The organism is Streptococcus sp. DD04 (assembly GCF_001578725.1).
In the GTDB taxonomy this organism is placed as follows: domain Bacteria; phylum Bacillota; class Bacilli; order Lactobacillales; family Streptococcaceae; genus Streptococcus; species Streptococcus sinensis.
Genome location: NZ_KQ968978.1, coordinates 149242 through 170085 on the forward strand (window position 1 = coordinate 149242; position 20844 = coordinate 170085).

15 protein-coding genes and 3 pseudogenes are annotated in these 20844 nt (G+C 44.8%); 12 read left to right on the plus strand and 6 right to left on the minus strand.

Annotation, left to right across the window (positions count from 1 at the left end):
• The first annotated feature begins 92 nt into the window (after positions 1–92).
• From STRDD04_RS05770 to STRDD04_RS05780, 3 genes and pseudogenes are all read left to right on the plus strand, one after another.
• Positions 93–1511: a C69 family dipeptidase gene (locus tag STRDD04_RS05770; protein WP_062200146.1), complete on the plus strand. Its 1419-nt coding sequence runs from the start codon at positions 93–95 to the stop codon at positions 1509–1511.
• 85 nt (positions 1512–1596) lie between these two features.
• Complete coding sequence (trxA, locus tag STRDD04_RS05775) at positions 1597–1911, plus strand: thioredoxin (RefSeq protein ID WP_037617870.1); 315 nt, start codon at positions 1597–1599, stop codon at positions 1909–1911.
• Between the two features lie 196 nt (positions 1912–2107).
• Positions 2108–2502: pseudogene (locus STRDD04_RS05780) on the plus strand (GNAT family N-acetyltransferase).
• Between the two features lie 33 nt (positions 2503–2535).
• On the opposite strand, the gene STRDD04_RS05785 reads toward STRDD04_RS05780, so the two are convergent.
• Complete coding sequence (locus STRDD04_RS05785) at positions 2536–3210, minus strand: DUF1129 domain-containing protein (RefSeq protein WP_062200149.1); 675 nt, start codon at positions 3208–3210, stop codon at positions 2536–2538.
• Between the two features lie 18 nt (positions 3211–3228).
• Positions 3229–4173, minus strand: coding sequence for a magnesium transporter CorA family protein (locus STRDD04_RS05790; protein ID WP_037617873.1), 945 nt, complete (start codon positions 4171–4173; stop codon positions 3229–3231).
• 122 nt (positions 4174–4295) lie between these two features.
• On the opposite strand from STRDD04_RS05790, the gene uvrA reads away from it, so the two are divergent.
• The 5 genes from uvrA (at position 4296) to nusB (ending at position 9803) form a co-directional block, all read left to right on the plus strand.
• A complete protein-coding gene (gene uvrA, locus STRDD04_RS05795) occupies positions 4296–7127 on the plus strand; it encodes an excinuclease ABC subunit UvrA (RefSeq protein WP_062200151.1) in 2832 nt (943 codons plus the stop codon).
• A gap of 154 nt (positions 7128–7281) precedes the next feature.
• Positions 7282–8343: a M24 family metallopeptidase gene (locus tag STRDD04_RS05800; RefSeq protein WP_062200153.1), complete on the plus strand. Its 1062-nt coding sequence runs from the start codon at positions 7282–7284 to the stop codon at positions 8341–8343.
• A 61-nt stretch (positions 8344–8404) separates the two neighbouring features.
• On the plus strand, positions 8405–8965 hold the full coding sequence (gene efp / locus STRDD04_RS05805) for an elongation factor P (RefSeq protein WP_037617878.1): 561 nt from the start codon (positions 8405–8407) through the stop codon (positions 8963–8965).
• Positions 8966–8995: 30 nt separating this feature from the next.
• Positions 8996–9385, plus strand: a complete 390-nt coding sequence (locus STRDD04_RS05810; RefSeq protein WP_037617879.1) for an Asp23/Gls24 family envelope stress response protein — start codon at positions 8996–8998, stop codon at positions 9383–9385.
• Positions 9378–9803 carry a transcription antitermination factor NusB gene (gene nusB / locus STRDD04_RS05815; RefSeq protein WP_062200155.1) on the plus strand — a complete coding sequence of 142 codons (426 nt, stop codon included), beginning with the start codon at positions 9378–9380 and terminating at the stop codon, positions 9801–9803. The genes STRDD04_RS05810 and nusB overlap by 8 nt, the downstream gene beginning before the upstream one ends.
• Before the next feature lie 357 nt (positions 9804–10160).
• Here nusB and STRDD04_RS11455 read toward each other — a convergent pair.
• Together STRDD04_RS11455 and STRDD04_RS10570 are read right to left on the minus strand one after the other, a co-directional pair.
• A pseudogene (locus STRDD04_RS11455) lies at positions 10161–10312 on the minus strand (IS30 family transposase); the annotation flags it as partial.
• Positions 10308–10555 (minus strand): annotated as a pseudogene (locus STRDD04_RS10570) (helix-turn-helix domain-containing protein); the annotation flags it as partial. The pseudogenes STRDD04_RS11455 and STRDD04_RS10570, both read right to left, overlap by 5 nt.
• A 272-nt stretch (positions 10556–10827) precedes the next feature.
• Here STRDD04_RS10570 and STRDD04_RS05820 point away from each other — a divergent pair.
• The gene (locus STRDD04_RS05820) at positions 10828–14601 is read left to right on the plus strand and encodes a pullulanase (protein WP_062200157.1); all 3774 of its coding nucleotides are present in this window, start codon (positions 10828–10830) and stop codon (positions 14599–14601) included.
• A gap of 144 nt (positions 14602–14745) precedes the next feature.
• Here the strand turns inward: STRDD04_RS05820 and STRDD04_RS05825 are convergent, their stop codons facing one another.
• Positions 14746–15711: a LacI family DNA-binding transcriptional regulator gene (locus STRDD04_RS05825; RefSeq protein ID WP_062200160.1), complete on the minus strand. Its 966-nt coding sequence runs from the start codon at positions 15709–15711 to the stop codon at positions 14746–14748.
• Complete coding sequence (locus STRDD04_RS05830) at positions 15692–17146, minus strand: sucrose-6-phosphate hydrolase (protein ID WP_062200587.1); 1455 nt, start codon at positions 17144–17146, stop codon at positions 15692–15694. The genes STRDD04_RS05825 and STRDD04_RS05830 overlap by 20 nt, the downstream gene beginning before the upstream one ends.
• Positions 17147–17340: 194 nt before the next feature.
• Between STRDD04_RS05830 and STRDD04_RS05835 the strand changes: the two genes are divergently transcribed.
• The 3 genes from STRDD04_RS05835 to STRDD04_RS05845 all read left to right on the plus strand — a co-directional run bounded on the left by STRDD04_RS05835 (position 17341) and on the right by STRDD04_RS05845 (position 20747).
• Positions 17341–19227, plus strand: coding sequence for a sucrose-specific PTS transporter subunit IIBC (locus STRDD04_RS05835; RefSeq protein WP_062200163.1), 1887 nt, complete (start codon positions 17341–17343; stop codon positions 19225–19227).
• A 160-nt stretch (positions 19228–19387) separates the two neighbouring features.
• A complete protein-coding gene (scrK, locus tag STRDD04_RS05840; protein WP_062200167.1) occupies positions 19388–20305 on the plus strand; it encodes a fructokinase ScrK in 918 nt (305 codons plus the stop codon).
• Positions 20306–20336: 31 nt separating this feature from the next.
• Positions 20337–20747 carry a peptide deformylase gene (locus STRDD04_RS05845; RefSeq protein ID WP_062200169.1) on the plus strand — a complete coding sequence of 137 codons (411 nt, stop codon included), beginning with the start codon at positions 20337–20339 and terminating at the stop codon, positions 20745–20747.
• Positions 20748–20844: the final 97 nt, after the last annotated feature.

The following is a 20844-nucleotide window of genomic DNA, read 5'->3' on the forward strand; positions in this document are numbered from 1 at the left end:
AAATTTCAGCGAAGAGATACCAGCAGGTTCTTTTATGAGGGCCTGCTTTTTGCTATAATGTAAGCAGCATAAAGTGTTTCGGAGGGAAAATAATGAGAATAAAGCATGCATCAGATTCCTGCACGACTATTCTGGTGGGCAAGAAAGCCAGTTACGACGGTTCAACCATTGTGGCTCGTACAGAGGATTCACAAAATGGGGTTTTTACGCCCAAGAAATTTGTCGTAGTGGAGCCACAAGACCAGCCCCGACATTATCAGTCTGTTTTGACGTCTTTTGAGATGGATTTGCCGGACAATCCAGTCCGCTATACAGCAGTGCCAGACGCAGTTCCCAAGGACGGGATTTGGGGAGCAGCTGGAATTAACAGCTACAATGTTGCTGTCAGCGCGACAGAAACCATTACCACTAATAGCCGCGTGCTGGGAGCTGACCCTTTGGTAGAGTCAGGTATCAGCGAAGAAGATATCCTTACGCTGGTTCTCCCCTATATCAAGACGGCTCGCGAAGGAGTTCTCCGCTTAGGGAAAATCCTAGAGGAGTACGGCACTTATGAGTCCAATGGGATTGCTATTTCAGATGTTAATGAGATCTGGTGGCTGGAAACCATTGGCGGCCACCATTGGATGGCGCGGCGCGTGCCGGATGACGCCTATGTGACCAATCCCAATCAGCTGGGCAGCGATTATTTTGAATTTGAGAATCCGGAGGAATTCCTCTGTCATCCGAATCTCCAAAAGTTTATCGAGGAAAACCATCTCAATCTGAATTACTCGGACGAGGGTTTCAATCCACGCTATGCTTTTGGCAGCCAGAAGGATAAGGACCGCCATTACAATACACCGCGAGCTTGGGATATCCAGCGTTTCCTCAATCCAGAAGTGGAGCAAGATCCAAGGAGTTTCTTCATTCCTTGGTGCCGCAAGCCATATCGCAAGATTACTATAGAGGATGTCAAGTATGTCCTGAGCAGTCACTATCAGGATTCGCCTTATGATCCTTACGGAGCAGAGGGGGACCACCACAGCAGACGGGCCTTCCGGACTATTGGAATCAATCGGACCAGTCAGACAGCCATCTTGCAACTGCGCCCTAATCAACCACAGGAAACGACTGGTATCCAGTGGCTGTCCTACGGCTCTATGCCTTACAATACAGCCGTTCCTTTCTTTACTCAAGTCTCGACAACGCCAGACTACTTTGCCAACACGACGGACAAGGTTTCGACGGATTCTTTCTACTGGGCCAACCGACTGATTGCTGGGTTGGCTGATGCTCATTTTAGCAGTCATGTCGGAGACTTGGATGATTATCAGGAAAAGACTATGGCTTGGGGCCATGAAATGATTGGTCGGGTAGACCGAGCTCTGGCTAGGGGCGAGGCTGTGGACTTTGAAGCTGAAAATCAAGCCATGAGCGACAAGGTGCAAGAAGCGACAGACCAGCTCTTGGAGAAAGTACTCTTGGATTCCAGCAATCTCATGACCAACCATTTCTCACTGAGTGACTAAGATCCTAACCGTAGCAAATATTTTTCTTTCTCTTGCTTTTGGTGTAAAATGTTATCAAAAGTAAGCTATTTAAAGGAGAAGATTTATGGTAGCAGCAGTTACAGATGCAACATTTGCAGAAGAAACAAAAGACGGACTGGTTTTGATTGACTTTTGGGCAGCTTGGTGCGGTCCATGTCGTATGCAGGCGCCTATCTTGGAGCAGTTGGCTGGGGAAGTTCATGAGGATGAATTGAAAATCCTTAAAATGGATGTGGATGAAAATCCAAATACTGCCCGTGAATTTGGCATTATGTCCATTCCGACCCTTCTGTTCAAGAAAGACGGTCAAGTCGTGAAGCAAGTCGCAGGTGTTCACACCAAAGACCAGCTCAAGGCTATTATCGCGGAATTGAGCTAAGTAAGAAGCCTGAGGGCTTCTTTTTTTGCCTATTCAAAAGTGCCAGAATAGAGGAAAAAGGTCAAGATATAGGAGACGTACCATGACAGAAGAACGAATCATCAGGAAAATGCTTTTTGAGGATATAGAAAAGTTAGCGAATGCTTTTATTCAGCGAGGCTGGCCAGACCGTAGAGAGACTCTGAAAAACTAATTTCTGGAGCAAGCGACGGGTGAGCGCCAAGTTTTGGTGGCTGTTGATGGGACATTTCTAGCTGCTTACATTACAGTCATCCCATCAGCCAAGCATGGTCCTTTGCAGGCCTTTATTCTGAGTTAACTGATTTTAATGTTTTTGAAAGTTTCCAAAGACAGGGTATTGGCACGGCTTTATTGGACAAAGCAGAGCAAGTAGGTCAGAATTACTCAGATGTAGTTAGTTTGGGTGTTGCTTTGCATAAAGGCTAAGGTCCTGCCCAACGGCTGTATGTACACCGAGGTTATATTCCAAATGGCTCAGGTGTTTGGTTTCAAAATCAACTGCTCGCTCCCTATGCTCCATGCGAGAATAACGATGAGTTGGTATTATACTTTTCAAAAAGGGCAAAATAAAAGAGGTTGTAAAACCTCTTTTTGATATGCTGATTAATATCTTGCTGGCCCCATCGTCGCACTCTTGATATTGAAGCGTTTCTTGAGGTAGAAACGGAGTGCTAGAGTGATTCCTCCGATGATAGCAACTACGATGTTTGAGAAATGTGGGTTGAGAAAGTCAGGAAGGAGGCTAGATCCAACGATGGAAAGAGTCCAGAGAGCAATGGCTCCTACCATGATTAGGATAGACTTTAGTAAATGTGGTCTTTGGCTGCGCTCTGTATTTGGTCCATAAAAGCGGTAAATAAAATGATAGAGAGCATAGAAAGCGAGGCCGCCGACAAGGCTTCCAAATACAAGGGTTGTCATCCCATAAACGGATGGCTGAGAAGATGCTAAGTTGACGATGGAAGTCAGAACGGTGAAGAAACCGAAGATGAAGAGGACGGAGTCCAGCATCATCCATTTTGGATCGTCATTTTCCTTTGGATGCTCAGCATCATAACGTTCTTTTTCAGTTAGGGAAGAGGCCCAAGTAGTTGGGGCTCCGTAGAGGCCGCGGGCAGTGATTCCCTTGGTTTGATTTTCCAAAATTTCTGGAATGATTTCTTCTAAGATGGTTTTAATTTCTTGGTCCGACTTGCCATCTTTGAGCAATTGGTGGGTGGCAATGTGGATAAATTCCTTGTTTTTCTTACTGAGTTTGTCTAATGATACTTGTGACATAGGTATCCTTTCTGATGATTAAAATAATTTTTTATGGAAAAGGTAGAGGGTTAGAGAACCGCTCATAGCAAAGGCGATGAACATGATAATCCAAAAAGCATGCGGTTCGCCATTTAGAGGGAGCTCATTGTTTTTGAAGTTCATGCCGTAGGCTGAAAAGATCATGGTCGGAATGGACATGACAACTGTCACCAAGGCCAGTGTTTTCATGATATTGTTCTGGTTGTTGGAGATGATAGAGGCAAAGGTATCTGTCATGCTGTGGAGGATATTTCCGTAAATATCGGCCATCTCAATGGCCTGCTGGGTCTCAATCAAGGTATCTTCCAGCAAGTCCTCGTCTTCCAGATATTTCTTGATATTACTGGTGGCACTAGTCAGCTTCTTAATCACGCGCTCATTGGTTTTGAGGGAGGCCTTGAAATAGACGATGGTCTTTTCAAGCTCCATGAGCTCAATCAGCTCTTCATTTCGCGTGGATTGGTGCAGCTGGCTCTCAATCTGTTCGCTCTTGCGGTCAATGGAACGCAGGGCTGTCAGGTATAGTTCGGCATTGCGGTAAAGAATCTGAAAGATAAAGCGTGACTTCATAAAGGTATAGAAGTTGCGCAAGCGGCGGCTGATAAAAATATCCAACAGAGGCAATTTTTCTAAACAGGTGGTGATAATGGCCTCTTCGGTGATAATAATACCAAGCGGAATCGTGATGTAGTAGGTCTTGTTGTTTCTTTCCTCTGTGATGGGCACATCCACGATAATCAGTGTGTAGTCATCTTCGATGGTAACCCGAGACATTTCTTCCGCATCGAGCGGAGCCCGCAGGTCTGCAATGTCAATGTTAAAGGCATTAGCAATTTCTATAGATTCACTCTGAGAAGGATTGACCATATTAATCCAAGTTCCGGCTTCAAGTGTATCAATTTCTTTGAATTCGGTTGTTGTTGATAAAAATACTTGTTTCATGTCTCCTCCTAGAATTATTTTTACACACCGTCTTATTATACTACAAATTCCGATTTTTGGGACAAAAGATTGCAGAAAATTTTGCTATAATAGAGGAAGTTTAAAGGTAAAGTGTGGAATAAATGCAAGATAAAATTGTGATTCATGGAGCGCGAGCTCATAATTTAAAAAATATTGATGTCGAAATTCCGCGGGACAAGCTGGTCGTGGTGACCGGTTTGTCTGGTTCGGGCAAGTCTAGTCTGGCTTTTGACACCCTCTATGCCGAAGGGCAGCGCCGCTATGTGGAGAGCCTGTCGGCCTATGCTCGGCAGTTTTTGGGCAATATGGAAAAGCCGGATGTGGACTCGATTGATGGTCTTAGTCCAGCCATTTCCATTGACCAGAAGACGACCAGTAAGAATCCCCGCTCAACAGTGGGAACAGCTACCGAAATCAATGACTACCTGCGCCTGCTCTATGCTCGTGTTGGGACACCCTACTGCATCAACGGCCACGGGGCTATTAAGGCTTCGTCTGTTGAGCAGATTGTTGACAAGGTTCTGGAATTGCCAGAGCGTCAGCGTTTGCAGATTTTGGCGCCGGTCATCCGCAAGAAAAAGGGTCAGCATAAGACCGTTTTTGATAAGATTCAGAGAGACGGTTATGTCCGTGTGCGCGTGGATGGGGATGTCTACGATGTGACGGAAGTCCCAGAGCTGTCCAAGAGTAAACAGCATGACATTGAGGTCGTAGTTGACAGAATTGTCATCAAGGAAGGGGTGCGCAGCCGTCTCTTTGACTCGGTCGAAGCAGCTCTGCGGATTGCTGAGGGTTATGTGGTGATTGACACCATGGACGGTCAAGAGCTGCTCTTTTCTGAGCACTATGCCTGTCCAGTTTGTGGCTTTACGGTGCCAGAGCTAGAGCCACGACTCTTTTCTTTCAATGCACCTTTTGGTTCCTGTCCGGACTGTGATGGCCTAGGGGTTAAGCTGGAGGTGGATCTAGATGTGGTTGTGCCGGATGCTGGCAAGACCTTGCGCGAAGGAGCGCTAGCACCTTGGAATCCCATCTCCTCCAACTACTATCCGCAGATGTTGGAGCAGGCCATGGCGGCTTTTGGCATTGATATGGATAAGCCTTTTGAGGAGCTGACTGAGGAAGAAAAACAGCTGATTTTCTTTGGCTCAGATGGGCGGGAGTTCCATTTCCACTATGAAAATGAATTTGGCGGTGTGCGCGATATTGACATTCCTTTTGAGGGGGTTGTCACTAATATCAACCGTCGCTACCATGAAACCAATAGTGATTTTACTCGGACGCAGATGAGGACTTATATGAATGAGCTGACTTGTGCGGCTTGCCACGGCTACCGACTCAGTCCTCAGGCCTTGTCTGTCAAGGTTGGCGGCGAAGATGGATTGCACATCGGTGAGATTTCAGACTTGTCCATTGCAGATCATTTGCTTCGGTTGGACAAGCTTAGCTTGACTGACAATGAAGCGACGATTGCTCGGCCGATTCTAAAGGAAATCCATGACCGCCTGACCTTCCTTAATAATGTTGGGCTCAATTACCTGACTTTGTCTCGCTCGGCTGGGACTCTATCAGGGGGTGAGAGTCAGCGGATTCGCTTGGCGACCCAGATTGGCTCTAATCTGAGCGGTGTCCTTTATATCCTGGACGAGCCCTCTATTGGCTTGCACCAGCGTGACAATGACCGCCTGATTGCCAGCCTCAAGAAGATGCGTGACCTAGGCAATACCCTCATTGTAGTTGAGCATGATGAGGACACCATGCGGGAGGCGGACTGGCTGATTGATGTGGGACCAGGAGCGGGTGTTTTCGGTGGTGAAATCGTAGCAGCGGGTACTCCTGCGCAAGTGGCTAAGAACAAGAAATCCATCACAGGCCAATACCTGTCAGGCAAGCGCGAAATCCCAGTACCGCTGGAGCGCCGTGTCGGCACTGGTCGCTTTATCGAAGTGACTGGTGCTCAGGAAAATAACCTGCAGAATATCACGGCCAGATTCCCCTTGGGCAAATTCATCGCTGTGACGGGAGTTTCTGGATCTGGCAAGTCAACGCTGGTCAACTCTATTCTCAAAAAGGCCATCGCTCAAAAACTCAACCGCAATTCTGCCAAGCCAGGAAAATTCAAGAAAATCAGTGGTATTGAACATGTGGATCGCTTGATTGATATTGACCAGAGCCCAATTGGCCGGACACCGCGCTCGAATCCAGCTACTTATACTGGAGTCTTTGACGATATTCGCGATCTGTTTGCCAAGACCAATGAAGCCAAGATTCGCGGCTACAAGAAGGGCCGTTTCAGCTTTAATGTCAAGGGCGGTCGCTGTGAGGCCTGCTCGGGTGATGGGATTATCAAGATTGAAATGCACTTCCTGCCTGACGTCTATGTGGCCTGCGAGGTCTGTCACGGCACCCGTTATAATAGCGAGACTCTAGAAGTCCACTACAAGGAGAAGAATATCGCTCAGGTTCTGGACATGACAGTCAATGATGCGGTAGAATTCTTCCAGCATATTCCCAAGATTGCCCGCAAACTCCAGACGATCAAGGACGTGGGGCTAGGCTATGTGACTCTGGGGCAGCCAGCCACAACCTTGTCGGGTGGTGAAGCCCAGCGGATGAAGCTGGCCAGCGAGCTTCACAAGCGCTCGACTGGCAAGTCCTTCTATATCTTGGATGAGCCGACTACGGGTCTTCATTCCGAAGACATTGCCAAGCTCCTTCACGTGTTATCACGCTTTGTGGACGATGGCAATACTGTGCTCGTTATCGAGCATAACCTAGACGTCATCAAGACAGCTGACCATATCATCGATTTAGGACCAGAAGGCGGTGTAGGTGGCGGTACGATCATTGCGACGGGGACACCGGAAGAAGTCGCTGCTAATTCAGCCAGCTATACCGGCCAGTACTTGAAAGGCAAGCTGCACATAAAATAGTTCATCAAAAATCCCTGTTCTTTTCTAAAGATGGGGATTTTCCGTGTCGGAGAATGCTCGTTGGATTCTAAGTCCCAGATAAGGCTTATTAAAAAATGCCCTATTTGACTTGTTTTTTGATATAATAAGCTTAGTTATTTCATGGAGGTATTGAATGTTATCTAGAGTTAAAAAGTTTGAAGCTGCATTAGCTCAGACGGAATGTGATGCTGTCCTAGTGACAAATCTGAAGAATATTTACTATCTGACTGGTTTCAGCGGGACAGAAGCGACGGTTTTCATCAGTAAAAAGCGCCGAATTTTCCTGACGGATGCGCGCTATACCCTGATTGCTAAAGGAGTGGTTCAGGGCTTTGACATTGTGGAAACGCGCGATGCGATTGGGGAAATTGCCAAAATCGTTGCGGACGATAAGCTGCAAAAAATCGGTTTTGATGATGAGATTTCCTATGCTTACTTTAAAATGCTGGAAAGTATTTTTGTTGCTCATGAACTGGTGCCGATGACAGGTTTTATTGAAAAGCTGCGCATGATTAAGGATGCCCAGGAAATCGAGACCATTCGCAAGGCCTGCCAGATTTCGGATCAAGCCTTCTTGGATGTGCTGGACTTTATCAAGCCTGGTGAGACGACGGAGTTGGCTGTCATGAACTTTTTGGACGCTCGCATGCGCCAGCTAGGTGCTTCAGGTGCCTCTTTTGACTTCATCATCGCTTCGGGTTACCGCTCTGCTATGCCTCATGGTGTGGCCAGTGACAAGGTGATTCAGAAGGGTGAAACTCTGACCATGGACTTTGGCTGCTACTACAATCATTATGTCAGCGATATGACACGAACCATTCATGTGGGGCAGGTGACAGATGAAGAACGGGAGATTTATGATATTGTTCTTCGTAGCAATCAAGCCCTGATAGAAGTAGCCAAGGCTGGTCTTAGCCGGATTGATTTTGATCGGATTCCGCGTCAGATTATTAACGATGCTGGCTACGGTCCTTACTTCAGCCACGGGATTGGCCACGGTATCGGTCTGGACATTCATGAGATTCCTTACTTTGGCAAGTCAGAAGAGCCGATTGAAGCGGGCATGGTTCTGACAGATGAGCCAGGGATTTATCTGGATGGGAAATACGGTGTCCGTATCGAAGACGATCTTCTCATCACCGAAACAGGCTGTGAAGTCTTGACTCTTGCGCCGAAAGAGTTGATTGTTATTTGAGAATTGTCAGGCTTTATGGTACAATAAAGAGTAAATTATTTATTAAAGAGGTAAAAAACAAATGATTGAAGCAAGCAAGCTGAGAGCTGGAATGACTTTTGAAACAGCAGATGGAAAACTCATCCGCGTGTTGGAAGCAAGTCACCACAAACCAGGTAAGGGAAATACAATCATGCGTATGAAATTGCGTGATGTCCGTACAGGCTCTACTTTTGATACTAGCTACCGTCCAGAAGAAAAATTTGAACAAGCGATTATCGAAACAGTACCAGCACAATACTTGTACCAAATGGATGATACAGCTTATTTCATGAATACTGAGACCTATGACCAATACGAAATTCCAGTAGTCAATGTAGAAGAAGAGCTGAAATTCATCCTTGAAAACTCAGACGTGAAAATCCAATTCTACGGAACAGAAGTGATTGGTGTAACAGTGCCGACAACTGTTGAATTGGTCGTAACAGACACACAACCGTCAATCAAGGGCGCAACTGTAACAGGTTCTGGTAAGCCAGCTACTCTTGAAACGGGTCTTGTCGTCAACGTACCTGACTTCATCGAAGTTGGTCAAAAACTGATTATCAACACTGCAGAAGGAACTTACGTTTCTCGTGCGTAATTTCACTCTTTCAGATAGAAAGGAATTCTTATGGCAAACGAACAATTAGGCGAAATCGTCATTGCGCCACGAGTTTTGGAAAAAATCATTGCCATTGCTACGGCAAAGGTGGAGGGCGTTCATTCTTTTGCGAATAAAAGCATGTCAGACAGCCTCTCTATGCGCACGCTCGGACGCGGTGTTGCTCTTCATACTGATGAAAGTGGCGATGTGACAGTTGACATCTACCTGTATCTGGAGTACGGTATCAGTGTGCCAACAGTTGCAGTTGCGATTCAAAAAGCGGTCAAAAGCGCTGTTAATGATATGGCTGAGGTGGAACTGTCAGCGGTGAATATTCACGTTGCAGGCATTGTCCCAGAAAAATCTCCAAAACCAGATTTGAAAGATCTATTTGATGAGGATTTCCTCAATGAGTAAGGTAATTGTAGATTCAAGACGTGATTTACGGGAGAGAGCATTTCAGGCTTTAATGAGCTTGGAATATGATGGAGATACAGTTGAGGCTTGTCGCTTTGCTTATCTACACGATAAGGAAGAAGAGGAGCAAGTTGAACTCCCTCTCTTCTTGCTCAATCTGGTCAATGGCGTCATGCAATCCAAGAGTGAGTTAGATGACAAGATTGGCCGGTATTTGAAGGCTGGCTGGACCCTGGATCGCTTGACTCTAGTAGAAAAAAATATTCTGCGTTTAGGTTTGTATGAACTAGTGGAATATGATGAAACTCCGCAGCTTGTCGCTGTCAACGAAGCGATTGAGTTAGCAAAAAAATTCTCAGATGAAAAATCAAGTAAGTTTATCAATGGAATTTTGAGTCAATTTATTACTGAAGAATGAAGATTGGGGCGCCTGCCTCAGTCTTTTTTACTTTTTGCCAGTTGTAGTTGCAGACAAACTGTAGAAAAGCTTCCGTTATAGAGGTCTATGGCTGGAACAGCCTATCTTGCTATATGTTAACGGCAACCTAGGTCTCGGCTGGGCACTTTTCCTATAAATTCATGACAATCTAGACCTCGAACGTTCTTTTCATATCTGTTTATAGGATAAATCGCTCTTCGGTCAACCTGTCGTCAAAAGTAAGTGTCGGATGAGGGGAAAATTTTGTGTCTTTTCCTTTTGAAGGAGAGGAGGAAGAGTTAGCAGGAGGATATATTTTTTGGGGATAAATTGAAATAAAAAGTACAACCTTTTTAAAACTTTATCTCTAAGTGCTTTAAATGCTGTCTTGTGACTCAGGCATTTTCTGGGAGGATGATTAATAGCCAGTAGGTATCATTAAGTGATTTTTCAGTAATTGTTGCCAAATCAGTTTTCTTCGGGAAACACTCACGAAGAAGACTATTGGCGATTGAGAAAAAGGTGTTTGACAGTATTACTTAAATGATGATCTATTTCAAGCTTTCTCTTTCGCCTACAATGTGATTTTGCAAGTTTATAAGCGTTGGGAGTTTAGTGTGACGTTTCCATTCTCGACTAATGCTGGAAGGATGACGATGAAGTAATTTTCCGATTTGAGAAAAATTTAGTCCTTTTGTACGGTAAATCAGAATAGTTTCACGCTCATCTATGGTAAAATGGTGATAGCTCATAAGATTTCCGTTCGTAACTAGTTCATTCAACTCTATTTTACTAGAAAATCTTATGAGTTTTTATTGTGCACTTCTATTGTAGATTCAAGAGTTAAAACTTCAAATGATACTTGCTTATCCTTTGAAAGGAATCTGAAATCATACATAAAGTTTTGGAATAAAAAATGATATCTGAAAACCTTTACATTTCAATAGATAATCTGTATAATAAATACAGAAAACGTTTGCATACGTATTTTCTATAGGAAAAAATAAAGGAGTTTTTTTATTTTATGAAAAGAAACTATCATCTACAGTCTCGGACGAGTGAAAAGCGTCATTATTTTGGGATTCGTCGCTTAAAAGTCGGAGTCGCATCTGTTGTGATTGCTTCTGGCTTCCTCTTTGGAGGTGCCCAGTTAGCCAAAGCGGATGAAACAAAGGCTACAACTAGCCCTGCAACGGAAGCAGTCTCAGCTGCTAATTCGGAAGCTTTGCCTAAGCCAGCAGATGAAGCAAAAGCTGAGGAAGTGGATAGTTCAGCTAAAAAAGAAAGTTCAGAACAGGGAAGCTTAGGGCAAGCTACTTTAGCAGAGGCGGTGCCAAGTCAATCTCCTGAAAATACAGAGGTACAGGAGTCGAAAGGAGCTAGTGCAGCTCCAGAAGCAGCTGGTCAGGAAGCAACGGAAGCTGCAGTGTCTAGTGAAAAAGACAAACAAGAGGCTGTTAGTCAGCCACTTGCTTCGGAAGCTTCTGCAAAAGCTGCTATTGAAGAAGGTCATATTCGTTTCCATTTCAAAACCTTACCATCGCAGAATCTGGATAGCTTAGGTCTGTGGACTTGGGATGATGTTGAAACACCTTCTAGTCAAAAGGGAGGTTGGCCGACTGGAGCGACCAGCTTTGCAACAGCCAAAAAAGATGATTATGGCTATTACCTTGATGTCAAGATGGCTGAAAAACGAAGCAAGATTAGTCTCTTAATCAACAATACGGCAGGCCAAAACATTACAGGTGATAAGATAGTTGAGCTGCTGAGCCCTCAGATGAATGAGGTTTGGTTTGATAAAGACTATAATCCTCATACCTCCGAGCCTTTGAAAGAAGGAATGCTTCGGATCAACTATTATCGTACAGATGGTCAGTATGATAAGAAATCCCTCTGGCTCTGGGGAGATGTGCAACATCCAGGTCAAAATTGGCCTGATGGAGTGGACTTTGAAAAGACTGGGAAATACGGTCGCTATGTAGATGTTCCCCTGAAAGAGGCTGCAAAGATGATTGGTTTCTTGCTTTTAGATGAAAGCAAGTCAGGCGACGATGTAAAGATTCAAAATCAGGATTATAATTTTGCAAATTTGGGTAAGACCAGCCAGATTTTCTTGCGTGATGCGGATCCAACGGTTTATACCAACCCGTACTTTGTCAATGATATCCGCATGACAGGAGCCCAGCATGTTAGCTTGACAGAGATTGAGGCGACTTTCTCTACCTTAGAAAATGTTAAAAAAGAAGATATTCTGAAAAATCTAAAAATTACCAATAAGGATGGCGGAGAAGTCGCTGTTAAAGATGTGGTTCTGGATCCTAAGAATAAAAGCGCAAAGTTAATCGGTGATTTTAACCAAGCTCAGTCCCCTTACCTTATCAAATATGGCAACGACCAGTTCAAAACTAGCATGAACTGGCAGTTGAAGGACAGCCTTTACAAGTATGATGGTGATTTGGGCGCGCGTGTTTCGCAAGCGGGCAAACAGGTGGACCTAACCTTCTGGTCACCAAGTGCGGATCAAGTCGATTTGGTGGTCTATGACAAAGAAGACCAGAACAAGGTCGTTGGGCGCATAGCTATGCAGAAGGGTGAATCTGGCACATGGACTACCAGCTTGACGCCTGAGAGCGGTCTAGGGATTTCTGACTATCGTGGATATTTCTATCATTATGAAATTACCCGTGGCGGCAAAAAAGTCCTTGTGCTGGATCCTTATGCCAAGTCTTTAGCTGCTTGGAACAGTGAAGATGCAGACAAGGGGGGTGCTTACAAGATTGCTAAGGCGGCCTTTGTAGATCCAAGTGAATATGGACCAAAAGACCTGACCTATGCCACTATTCCGAACTTCAAGAAGCGGGAAGATGCCTTGATTTATGAGGCCCATGTTCGTGATTTCACTTCAGATCCAGCTATTTCAAAGGATTTGAAATCTCAATTTGGAACTTTCTCAGCTTTCATTGAGAAATTGGATTATTTGAAAGAACTGGGAGTGACCCACGTTCAACTCTTGCCAGTTCTGAGTTACTACTTTGTAAATGAGCTGAAAAATGCTGAGCGCATGGACAAGTACGCTTCCAGCAACAGCAACTATAACTGGGGCTATGACCCGCAAAACTACTTCTCGCTGACAGGTATGTACTCCAGCACACCGACAGATCCAGCCAAGCGCATTGAAGAATTCAAAAATCTTGTCAATGAAATTCATAAGCGTGGTATGGGCGTTATCATGGATGTGGTCTATAATCATACGGCTAAGACCTCTATCTTTGAAGATTTGGAGCCCAATTACTACCACTTTATGGATGCGGATGGCACACCGAGAACCAGCTTTGGTGGTGGCCGCTTGGGGACTACCCACTATATGAGCAGACGGGTCTTGGTGGATTCGATCAAGTACCTGACAGAGCAGTACAAGATAGATGGTTTCCGCTTTGATATGATGGGGGACCATGACGCAGAGTCCATCCAAAAAGCCTTTGAAGAAGCGAAAAAGCTTAACCCAAATCTCATTATGCTGGGTGAGGGCTGGAAGACTTATGCAGGTGATGAAAATAAAGCTGTCCAGCCTGCTGACCAGTCTTGGATGAAGTCAACAGACACAGTAGCTGTCTTCTCAGATGACATTCGTAATACCTTGAAATCGGGTTATCCTAATGAAGGAACACCAGCCTTTATCACTGGCGGTAAACGAAATGTGGAAAATGTCTTCAAAAACATCAAGGCGCAGCCAACCAATTTTGAGGCGGATAGCCCAGGGGATGTGATTCAATACATTGCGGCCCATGATAATCTGACGCTCTTTGATATCATTGCCCAGTCTATCAAGAAAGATCCGGCAGTAGCCGCCAATAATCAAGAAATTCATCGCCGCCTGCGCCTAGGAAATCTGATGATGCTGACTTCGCAAGGAACTCCATTTATCCACTCTGGTCAAGAATACGGCCGAACCAAGCAATTCCGCGATCCTGCCTATAAATATCCTGTTTCTGAGGATAAGGTTCCAAATAAATCGCACTTGTTGACCAATGAGGACGGCACGCCGTTTGAATACCCGTATTTCATTCATGATTCCTATGATTCAAGTGACGCGGTCAATCATTTTGATTGGACCAAGGCGACTGATGCGGAGAAATTCCCAGAAAATGCCAAGAGTCGTGCCTATATGAAAGGCTTGATTAGTCTGCGGAAATCAACGGATGCCTTTACCCGCGGCTCCAAAGCAGAAGTGGATCAAAATGTGACTCTCATTACCCAGCCTGGCAAGGATGGCGTTGAGAAAGAAGACCTTGTCCTTGGCTACCAAGTAGTTGCTTCGAATGGAGATATTTATGCAGTCTTTGTCAATGCGGATAAAAAGGAGCGAAACTTCAACTTTGGTGAAGCCTACAAACATCTAGCAGGTGCAGAGGTTGTGGCTGATGGCAATACCGCAGGAGTCACAGCTATTTCGAATCCAGCTGGTGTCACTAGAAACAGTAATGGTTTGACTCTAGCTCCGCTGACAGCGACAATTTTGCGGATTAAAAAGGCGAATCCAGCTCAAGAAGAAAAACCTCAAGACACCGCTAAAGACATTCAACAAGAACAGTCTGCTGCTTCAGCTAAAAATAGCACGCAAGCTTTATCAGCAAACGCACAAAAACCTCTTGCTTCAGGGGTATCAGAGGTAAAAGAAGCGACCGGTCAGGCCGAAAATACTTTGCCAAAAACTGGCACAAGAGCTTCTCTATTGGCAGTTCTAGGTGGCTTCCTGATATTCTTAGCCGGCCTGCTAACTTTTAGAAAGAGACAGTAACCATTCGACTCTGCAGTACAATGCTTACTTGTGTAGCTTTGTGAGAAATCACTGTTTCGAAGAAACGATAGATAAAGAAAGACGACTTCTATTTTGGAAGTCGTCTTTTTTCAGTAATACGGGCTTGCGTCGCCCATATAAGGGTTACAAGCTTTTACCCGGCAGTAGGGTGATTGGCAGGAAGTAGCCAGTTGAGGGTACTTCCTGATTATTAATTTTTTTCAGCAGTAAATCTACCGAGAGTTTGGCAATATCCTTCAAGGGCTGTTTAATCGTAGCCAGTTGAGGATAATAATTTTCGACAAAATAGGTTCCGTCATAGCCGATAATTTTTAAATCTTCAGGAATCTGGATGTTTAGCTCTTGAGCGACTTTCATCACCAAAATGGCTGTCAAATCATCTGAAGCAAAGATTGCATCTGGCTTGTTGTGGGTCAGAATGTGCTTGATTTCCATTTCTTTGCGGACGGGTGAGAAGTCACTGGAAACATTGATGATAGCAGCATCTGGCAGGACAGAGGCAAAGCCAGCATGGCGCAGGCCTGTTGGTGAGTTGGAGTTATCATTGCCAGTAATCATGATAATATTCTGAGCGCCTGCTTTGACTAGAGTCTGAGCAGCTAGTACCCCACCAGCGTAATTGTCCGAGGACACCACTGGAATATCGGGTGAAAGGTTGCGGTCAAAGGAGATGATGGGGGCTGTTACGCGATTGTAATCTTCGATTCCTAGGTTATGACTGCCGGAAATGATGCCGTCCACCTGATTGGCTTCTAACATCTCAATGTATTCGCGCTCCTTATCGGAATCATGCTCACTGTTGCAGATAATGGTTTTATATCCCTGCTTAAAAAGCTCGTGTTCCAGCTTGTCAATCAGCTCAGCATAGAAAATGTGACTAATATTCGGGAAAATAAGTCCAATCAGCTTGGCGGACTTGCCCTGAAGACTGCGCGCCAGATTGTTAGGCTTGTAGGCCAACTCCCGCATAGCCTCCTCGACCCGAGAGATAGTTTTGCTGGATAAGTAACCTTTTCTATTGATAACGCGGGAAACGGTTGTGGGGCTGACCCCTGCCAGTTTTGCTACATCAGTTAGTTTTGCGACCATAATCTAATTCATAGTAAGTACCGGTTGGATTGCCCTTGGTGATGGCAATGCCTGTCTGGTCTTCACCTGGGAAGACGCGACCGGAAAATACTTTCTCTCCTTTATTGATAAAAATTTCAAAGATGGATTTGTCGATAAAGACATTGACAGTTGTATCTTTGGTGTCAAGGCTGGTGCTGCGGCTGCTTCCGAAGTCTAGGGCATATTGTTCCCCTGCCTGACTGCGGTCTACGGTCACTTGCCCAGCCTTGAGATCGAAGTTGATGGTTAAACCCTTGCCGTCCTTATCTGCAAAGAGGACGATTTCATGTTCGGTGTCTGCAGCGAGATTCAGCTCTAGCTCGTAGCTATTCTTGCTCTCAGCCAGCGCAGTGAAAGGTTGAGCCTCCGCTCGTAAATCCTTGATGGCTGCGACTGGGTATTGATAGAGTTTGCCATCTTTCAGAGTTAATTCTTTCACTAGAGAGAAGGTTCCCTGATGGTCAAAGCGGTCAGACGGGTATTCCACATCTGGCAGACCTAGCCAGCTGACAGCGAAAGCTCGGCCGTCAGGGGCATTGAAAGCCTGAGTCGCGTAGCACTCAAAGCCATAATCCAGATTCTGAATCGGGCTTGGATTGAGCATTTTTGCTTGTTTTGTGTCAAACGATTGACCTATCTTATACATGTTCGGATAAATATTATCATAGTCCAGAACGTCCTTGGACAGGCCTTGTGGGCAATAGAGCAGGACTGGCTGGTCATTAATGAAGACCAGATTAGGGCACTCCATCATGTAGGCTGTCTTGTCATTATCAAAGTCCAAGTCACCAAGGGTTTCCCAGTTGGTGTAGTCATTGTCCACAGCCTTGTAGAGCTTGACATAGCCTTGCTTATCCAGATTTTGTCCGCCGACAATGGCATAGAATTGTCCCTTATAATTAAAAATCTGTGGATCGCGGAAGTGATCGGTTGCTTCTGCCGGTTGCTCAATCAAGACTTTATCAATCTTCTCGATTTTCCCTTCTTTATCCAGCAATGCTCCGATTTGATAAGGGTGGCGCACCCAATTTTCGTCGCGGACATTTCCAGTATAAAAAAGGAAAAGCTTGTCATCAAACTGCATAGCAGAACCAGAGTAGGCACCATGGCTATCCAGTTTCGTATCTGGCAGCACTCGCACACCAGTTTCTGTGAAATGCACTAAATCATCACTTTCAAGCTGTACCCAGCATTTTAGACCGTGGGCTGCTCCAAAGGGAAAGTTTTGGTAGAAGACAATCCACTTGCCGTCAAAATATGAAAAGCCATTTGGATCATTCAGAAGCCCAGTTGTGGGCTCCACATGATAGGTGGCCCGCCAAGGAGATTTAGCGATATTGTCATTAATCTGTTGCAGTTCTTCTGCAGTCCAATCTTCGTAACGTCTGTAGCGTTTTTCAGTAGTCCAAGCCAATCTTTTGTCCTCCAATTATTTTTCTTACTTCTATAGTAAACGTTTTCCGCTCAAAAATCAACCTTTAACATTAAAAAAAATAAATTTCTGTAAAACGCTTGACATATTTTAAAGTTGTGATAAAATAATATTTGTAAAGGCGGTAAAATCGCTTTCAAAAAGTTTTACAATATTTTATAAGGAGATGTTTGCAAATGAATAATACTGAGATTGCAAAAAAAGTCATCGAAGCCTTGGGCGGACGTGAGAATGTCAACAGTGTAGCTCACTGTGCGACTCGTTTGCGTGTCATGGTGAAAGATGAAGGGAAGATCGACAAGGATACAGTCGAGAATCTGGAAAAAGTTCAGGGAGCCTTCTTTAACTCAGGTCAATACCAAATCATTTTTGGTACTGGTACGGTTAACAAAATTTATGAAGAAGTTGTAGCGCTCGGCTTGCCAACGTCATCAAAAGCTGAAATGAAAGCTGAAGCTGCCAAGCAAGGGAACTGGTTCCAACGCGCTATCCGTACCTTTGGTGATGTCTTCGAACCCATCATTCCAGTTATCGTAGCGACTGGTCTCTTCATGGGGGTTCGTGGACTGTTAACTGCCCTTGGTATGACACTGCCAGAAGATGTAACCACTTATACTCAAATCTTGACTGATACAGCCTTCATTATTCTACCAGGTCTGGTAGTTTGGTCAACCTTCCGTGTATTTGGTGGAAATCCAGCAGTTGGTATCGTTCTTGGTATGATGCTTGTTTCAGGTTCACTTCCAAATGCTTGGGCTGTTGCTTCTGGTGGTGAAGTGACTGCAATGCAGTTCTTCGGTTTCATTCCAGTTGTCGGATTGCAAGGTTCTGTTCTACCGGCCTTCATTATCGGGGTTGTCGGAGCTAAGTTTGAAAAAGCTGTCCGCAAGGTTGTTCCAGATGTCTTGGATCTTTTGGTCACACCATTTGTAACCCTTTTGGTGATGTCTATTCTTGGGCTTTTCGTCATCGGACCAGTCTTCCACGTCGTTGAAAACTATATCCTTATTGGAACAAAAGCTATCCTTGGCTTGCCATTCGGTCTAGGTGGTTTACTTATCGGGGGAGTTCACCAATTGATCGTCGTATCAGGTGTTCACCACATCTTCAACTTGCTTGAAGTGCAATTGCTTGCTGCTGACCACGCCAACCCATTCAACGCTATCATCACAGCAGCTATGACAGCTCAAGGTGCTGCGACTGTAGCCGTTGGTGTCAAAACTAAAAATCCTAAATTGAAAACTCTTGCTTTCCCAGCTGCTCTTTCTGCCTTCCTTGGTATTACAGAACCTGCTATCTTCGGGGTTAACTTGCGTTACCGCAAACCATTCTTCCTTTCATTGATTGCTGGTGCCATCGGTGGTGGATTGGCTTCTATCCTTGGACTTGCTGGTACTGGTAATGGTATCACTATCATCCCAGGTGCAATGCTTTATATTGGTAATGGCCAACTTGTTCAATATATCCTGATGGTCGCTGTATCATTTGCTCTTGGTTTTGCCCTTACTTATATGTTTGGTTACGAAGATGAAGAAACTGTAACTGAAAAAGCTGAAACTGAAAAATTGGTTGAAGAAGAAACAACTGGCAATGTCCCAGTAGCTCTTCAAGATGAAACAATCATTTCTCCTGTTGTTGGTCAAGCTGTGGCTTTGGCTGATGTCAATGACCCTGTCTTTGCAAGTGGAGCGATGGGGCAAGGGATTGCTATTAAACCAACTAAAGGTGTTGTTTATGCCCCAGCTGATGCAGAAGTGACGATCGCTTTTGCCACCGGTCATGCCTATGGTTTGAAGACTGCTAATGGCGCTGAAATCCTTATCCACGTTGGTATTGACACAGTGTCTATGGATGGCGAAGGATTTGACCAAAAAGTGTCTCAAGGTTCTACAGTCAAAGCTGGCGATGTTCTTGGAACTTTTGATTCAGCTAAAATCGCAGCAGCTGGTCTGGATGATACGACCATGGTGATTGTGACTAACACAGCTGATTACGCTTCTGTGACTCCAGTTGCGGAAGGAGAAGTGGCTAAAGGCGATGCGATTATTGAAGTGAAAGCCTAGTCTCACTTATCGAAAATCAGTAAAAGAAAACGAACAAATGTCATGTTTGTTCGTTTTTTCCTTGAGTGTTAAGATTTACAGAGGAAAATCTAAAATATAGAACAATTTTCAATCTGGAAATATGCTATAATAAAGTATAAACAATACAAGAGGTGTTGAAATGACAAAATTGTACGGAAGTTTAGAAGCTGGCGGGACGAAATTTGTTTGTGCTGTAGGCGATGAAAATTTCAATGTTGTAGAAAAAACACAGTTTCCTACAACCACGCCGATTGAAACGCTGGATAAGACGATTGCCTTTTTCTCTCGTTTTGACAATCTAGCAGGTCTGGCAGTCGGTTCTTTTGGTCCTATTGATATTGACCCTAATTCTGGAACTTATGGCTACATTACGACGACTCCAAAACCACATTGGGCGAATGTGGACATCGTGGGAGCACTTCGTCGTGCTTTGAATGTACCAATTTACTTTACGACTGATGTCAACAGCTCTGCTTATGGCGAAGTTGTAGCCCGCAACAATGCTGGCGGCCGCATTGAAAATCTGGTTTATTATACGATCGGAACAGGAATTGGCGCTGGCGCTATTCAACGTGGTGAATTTGTCGGCGGAACGGGTCACCCTGAGATGGGACACTATTATGTAGCCAAGCACCCGATGGATGAAGAAAAAGGCTTTAATGGCGTTTGTCCTTTCCACAAGGGCTGTTTGGAAGGCTTGGCGGCTGGCCCTAGCTTAGAGGCGCGGACAGGTGTACGGGGTGAAAATATTGAGCTCAATAACTCTGTCTGGGATATTCAAGCCTATTATATTGCGCAGGCAGCTATTCAAGCGACGGTGACGTTCCGTCCAGATGTCATTGTCTTTGGTGGCGGTGTTATGGCGCAGCAACATATGCTAGACCGCGTTCGTGAGAAATTTACAGTTCTCCTGAATGACTATCTCCCTGTTCCAGATGTGCGGGATTACCTTGTCACACCGGCTGTAGCGGGAAATGGCTCTGCTACGTTGGGGAATTTTGTCCTAGCAAAAGAAGTTAGCGAACGCCACGCAAAATGGGTAAAACAAGAGGTCTGAAAGGTCAGGCCTCTTCTATCTGAGGTGAAATATGCAAAAAGCGATTGTCAAGGATATTTTCTTTTTACAGCAAAAATCAGCCCCTGTAACGAAAGCCGACCTCTTTTTGGCCCAGGATTTGCAGGACACCTTATTGGCTCATAGAGAGTCTTGTGTCGGTCTTGCGGCCAACATGATCGGTGTTCAAAAGCGAGTGATTATTTTTATGTATGGCATGCTGCCCATGGTCATGTTTAATCCTATTCTCATCCAGAAATCAGGGCCTTACCAGACGGAGGAAGGCTGTCTGTCTTTGACTGGAAGTCGGTCAACCATTCGTTATCAGAAAATCACGGTCGAATATCTGGATCAGAATTGGCTGAAGAAGACCATCACTTTAGAGGATTTTCCAGCGCAAATCTGTCAGCATGAATTGGACCATTTGGAAGGAATTTTGATTTGATAAGGAATGAAATTCAGCTGTTCTGCGGCTGAATTTTTTTATCACAAAAATAGTTCTCATAGAAACTTTTTTCTTGACATCTGCTGTTGATGTGCTA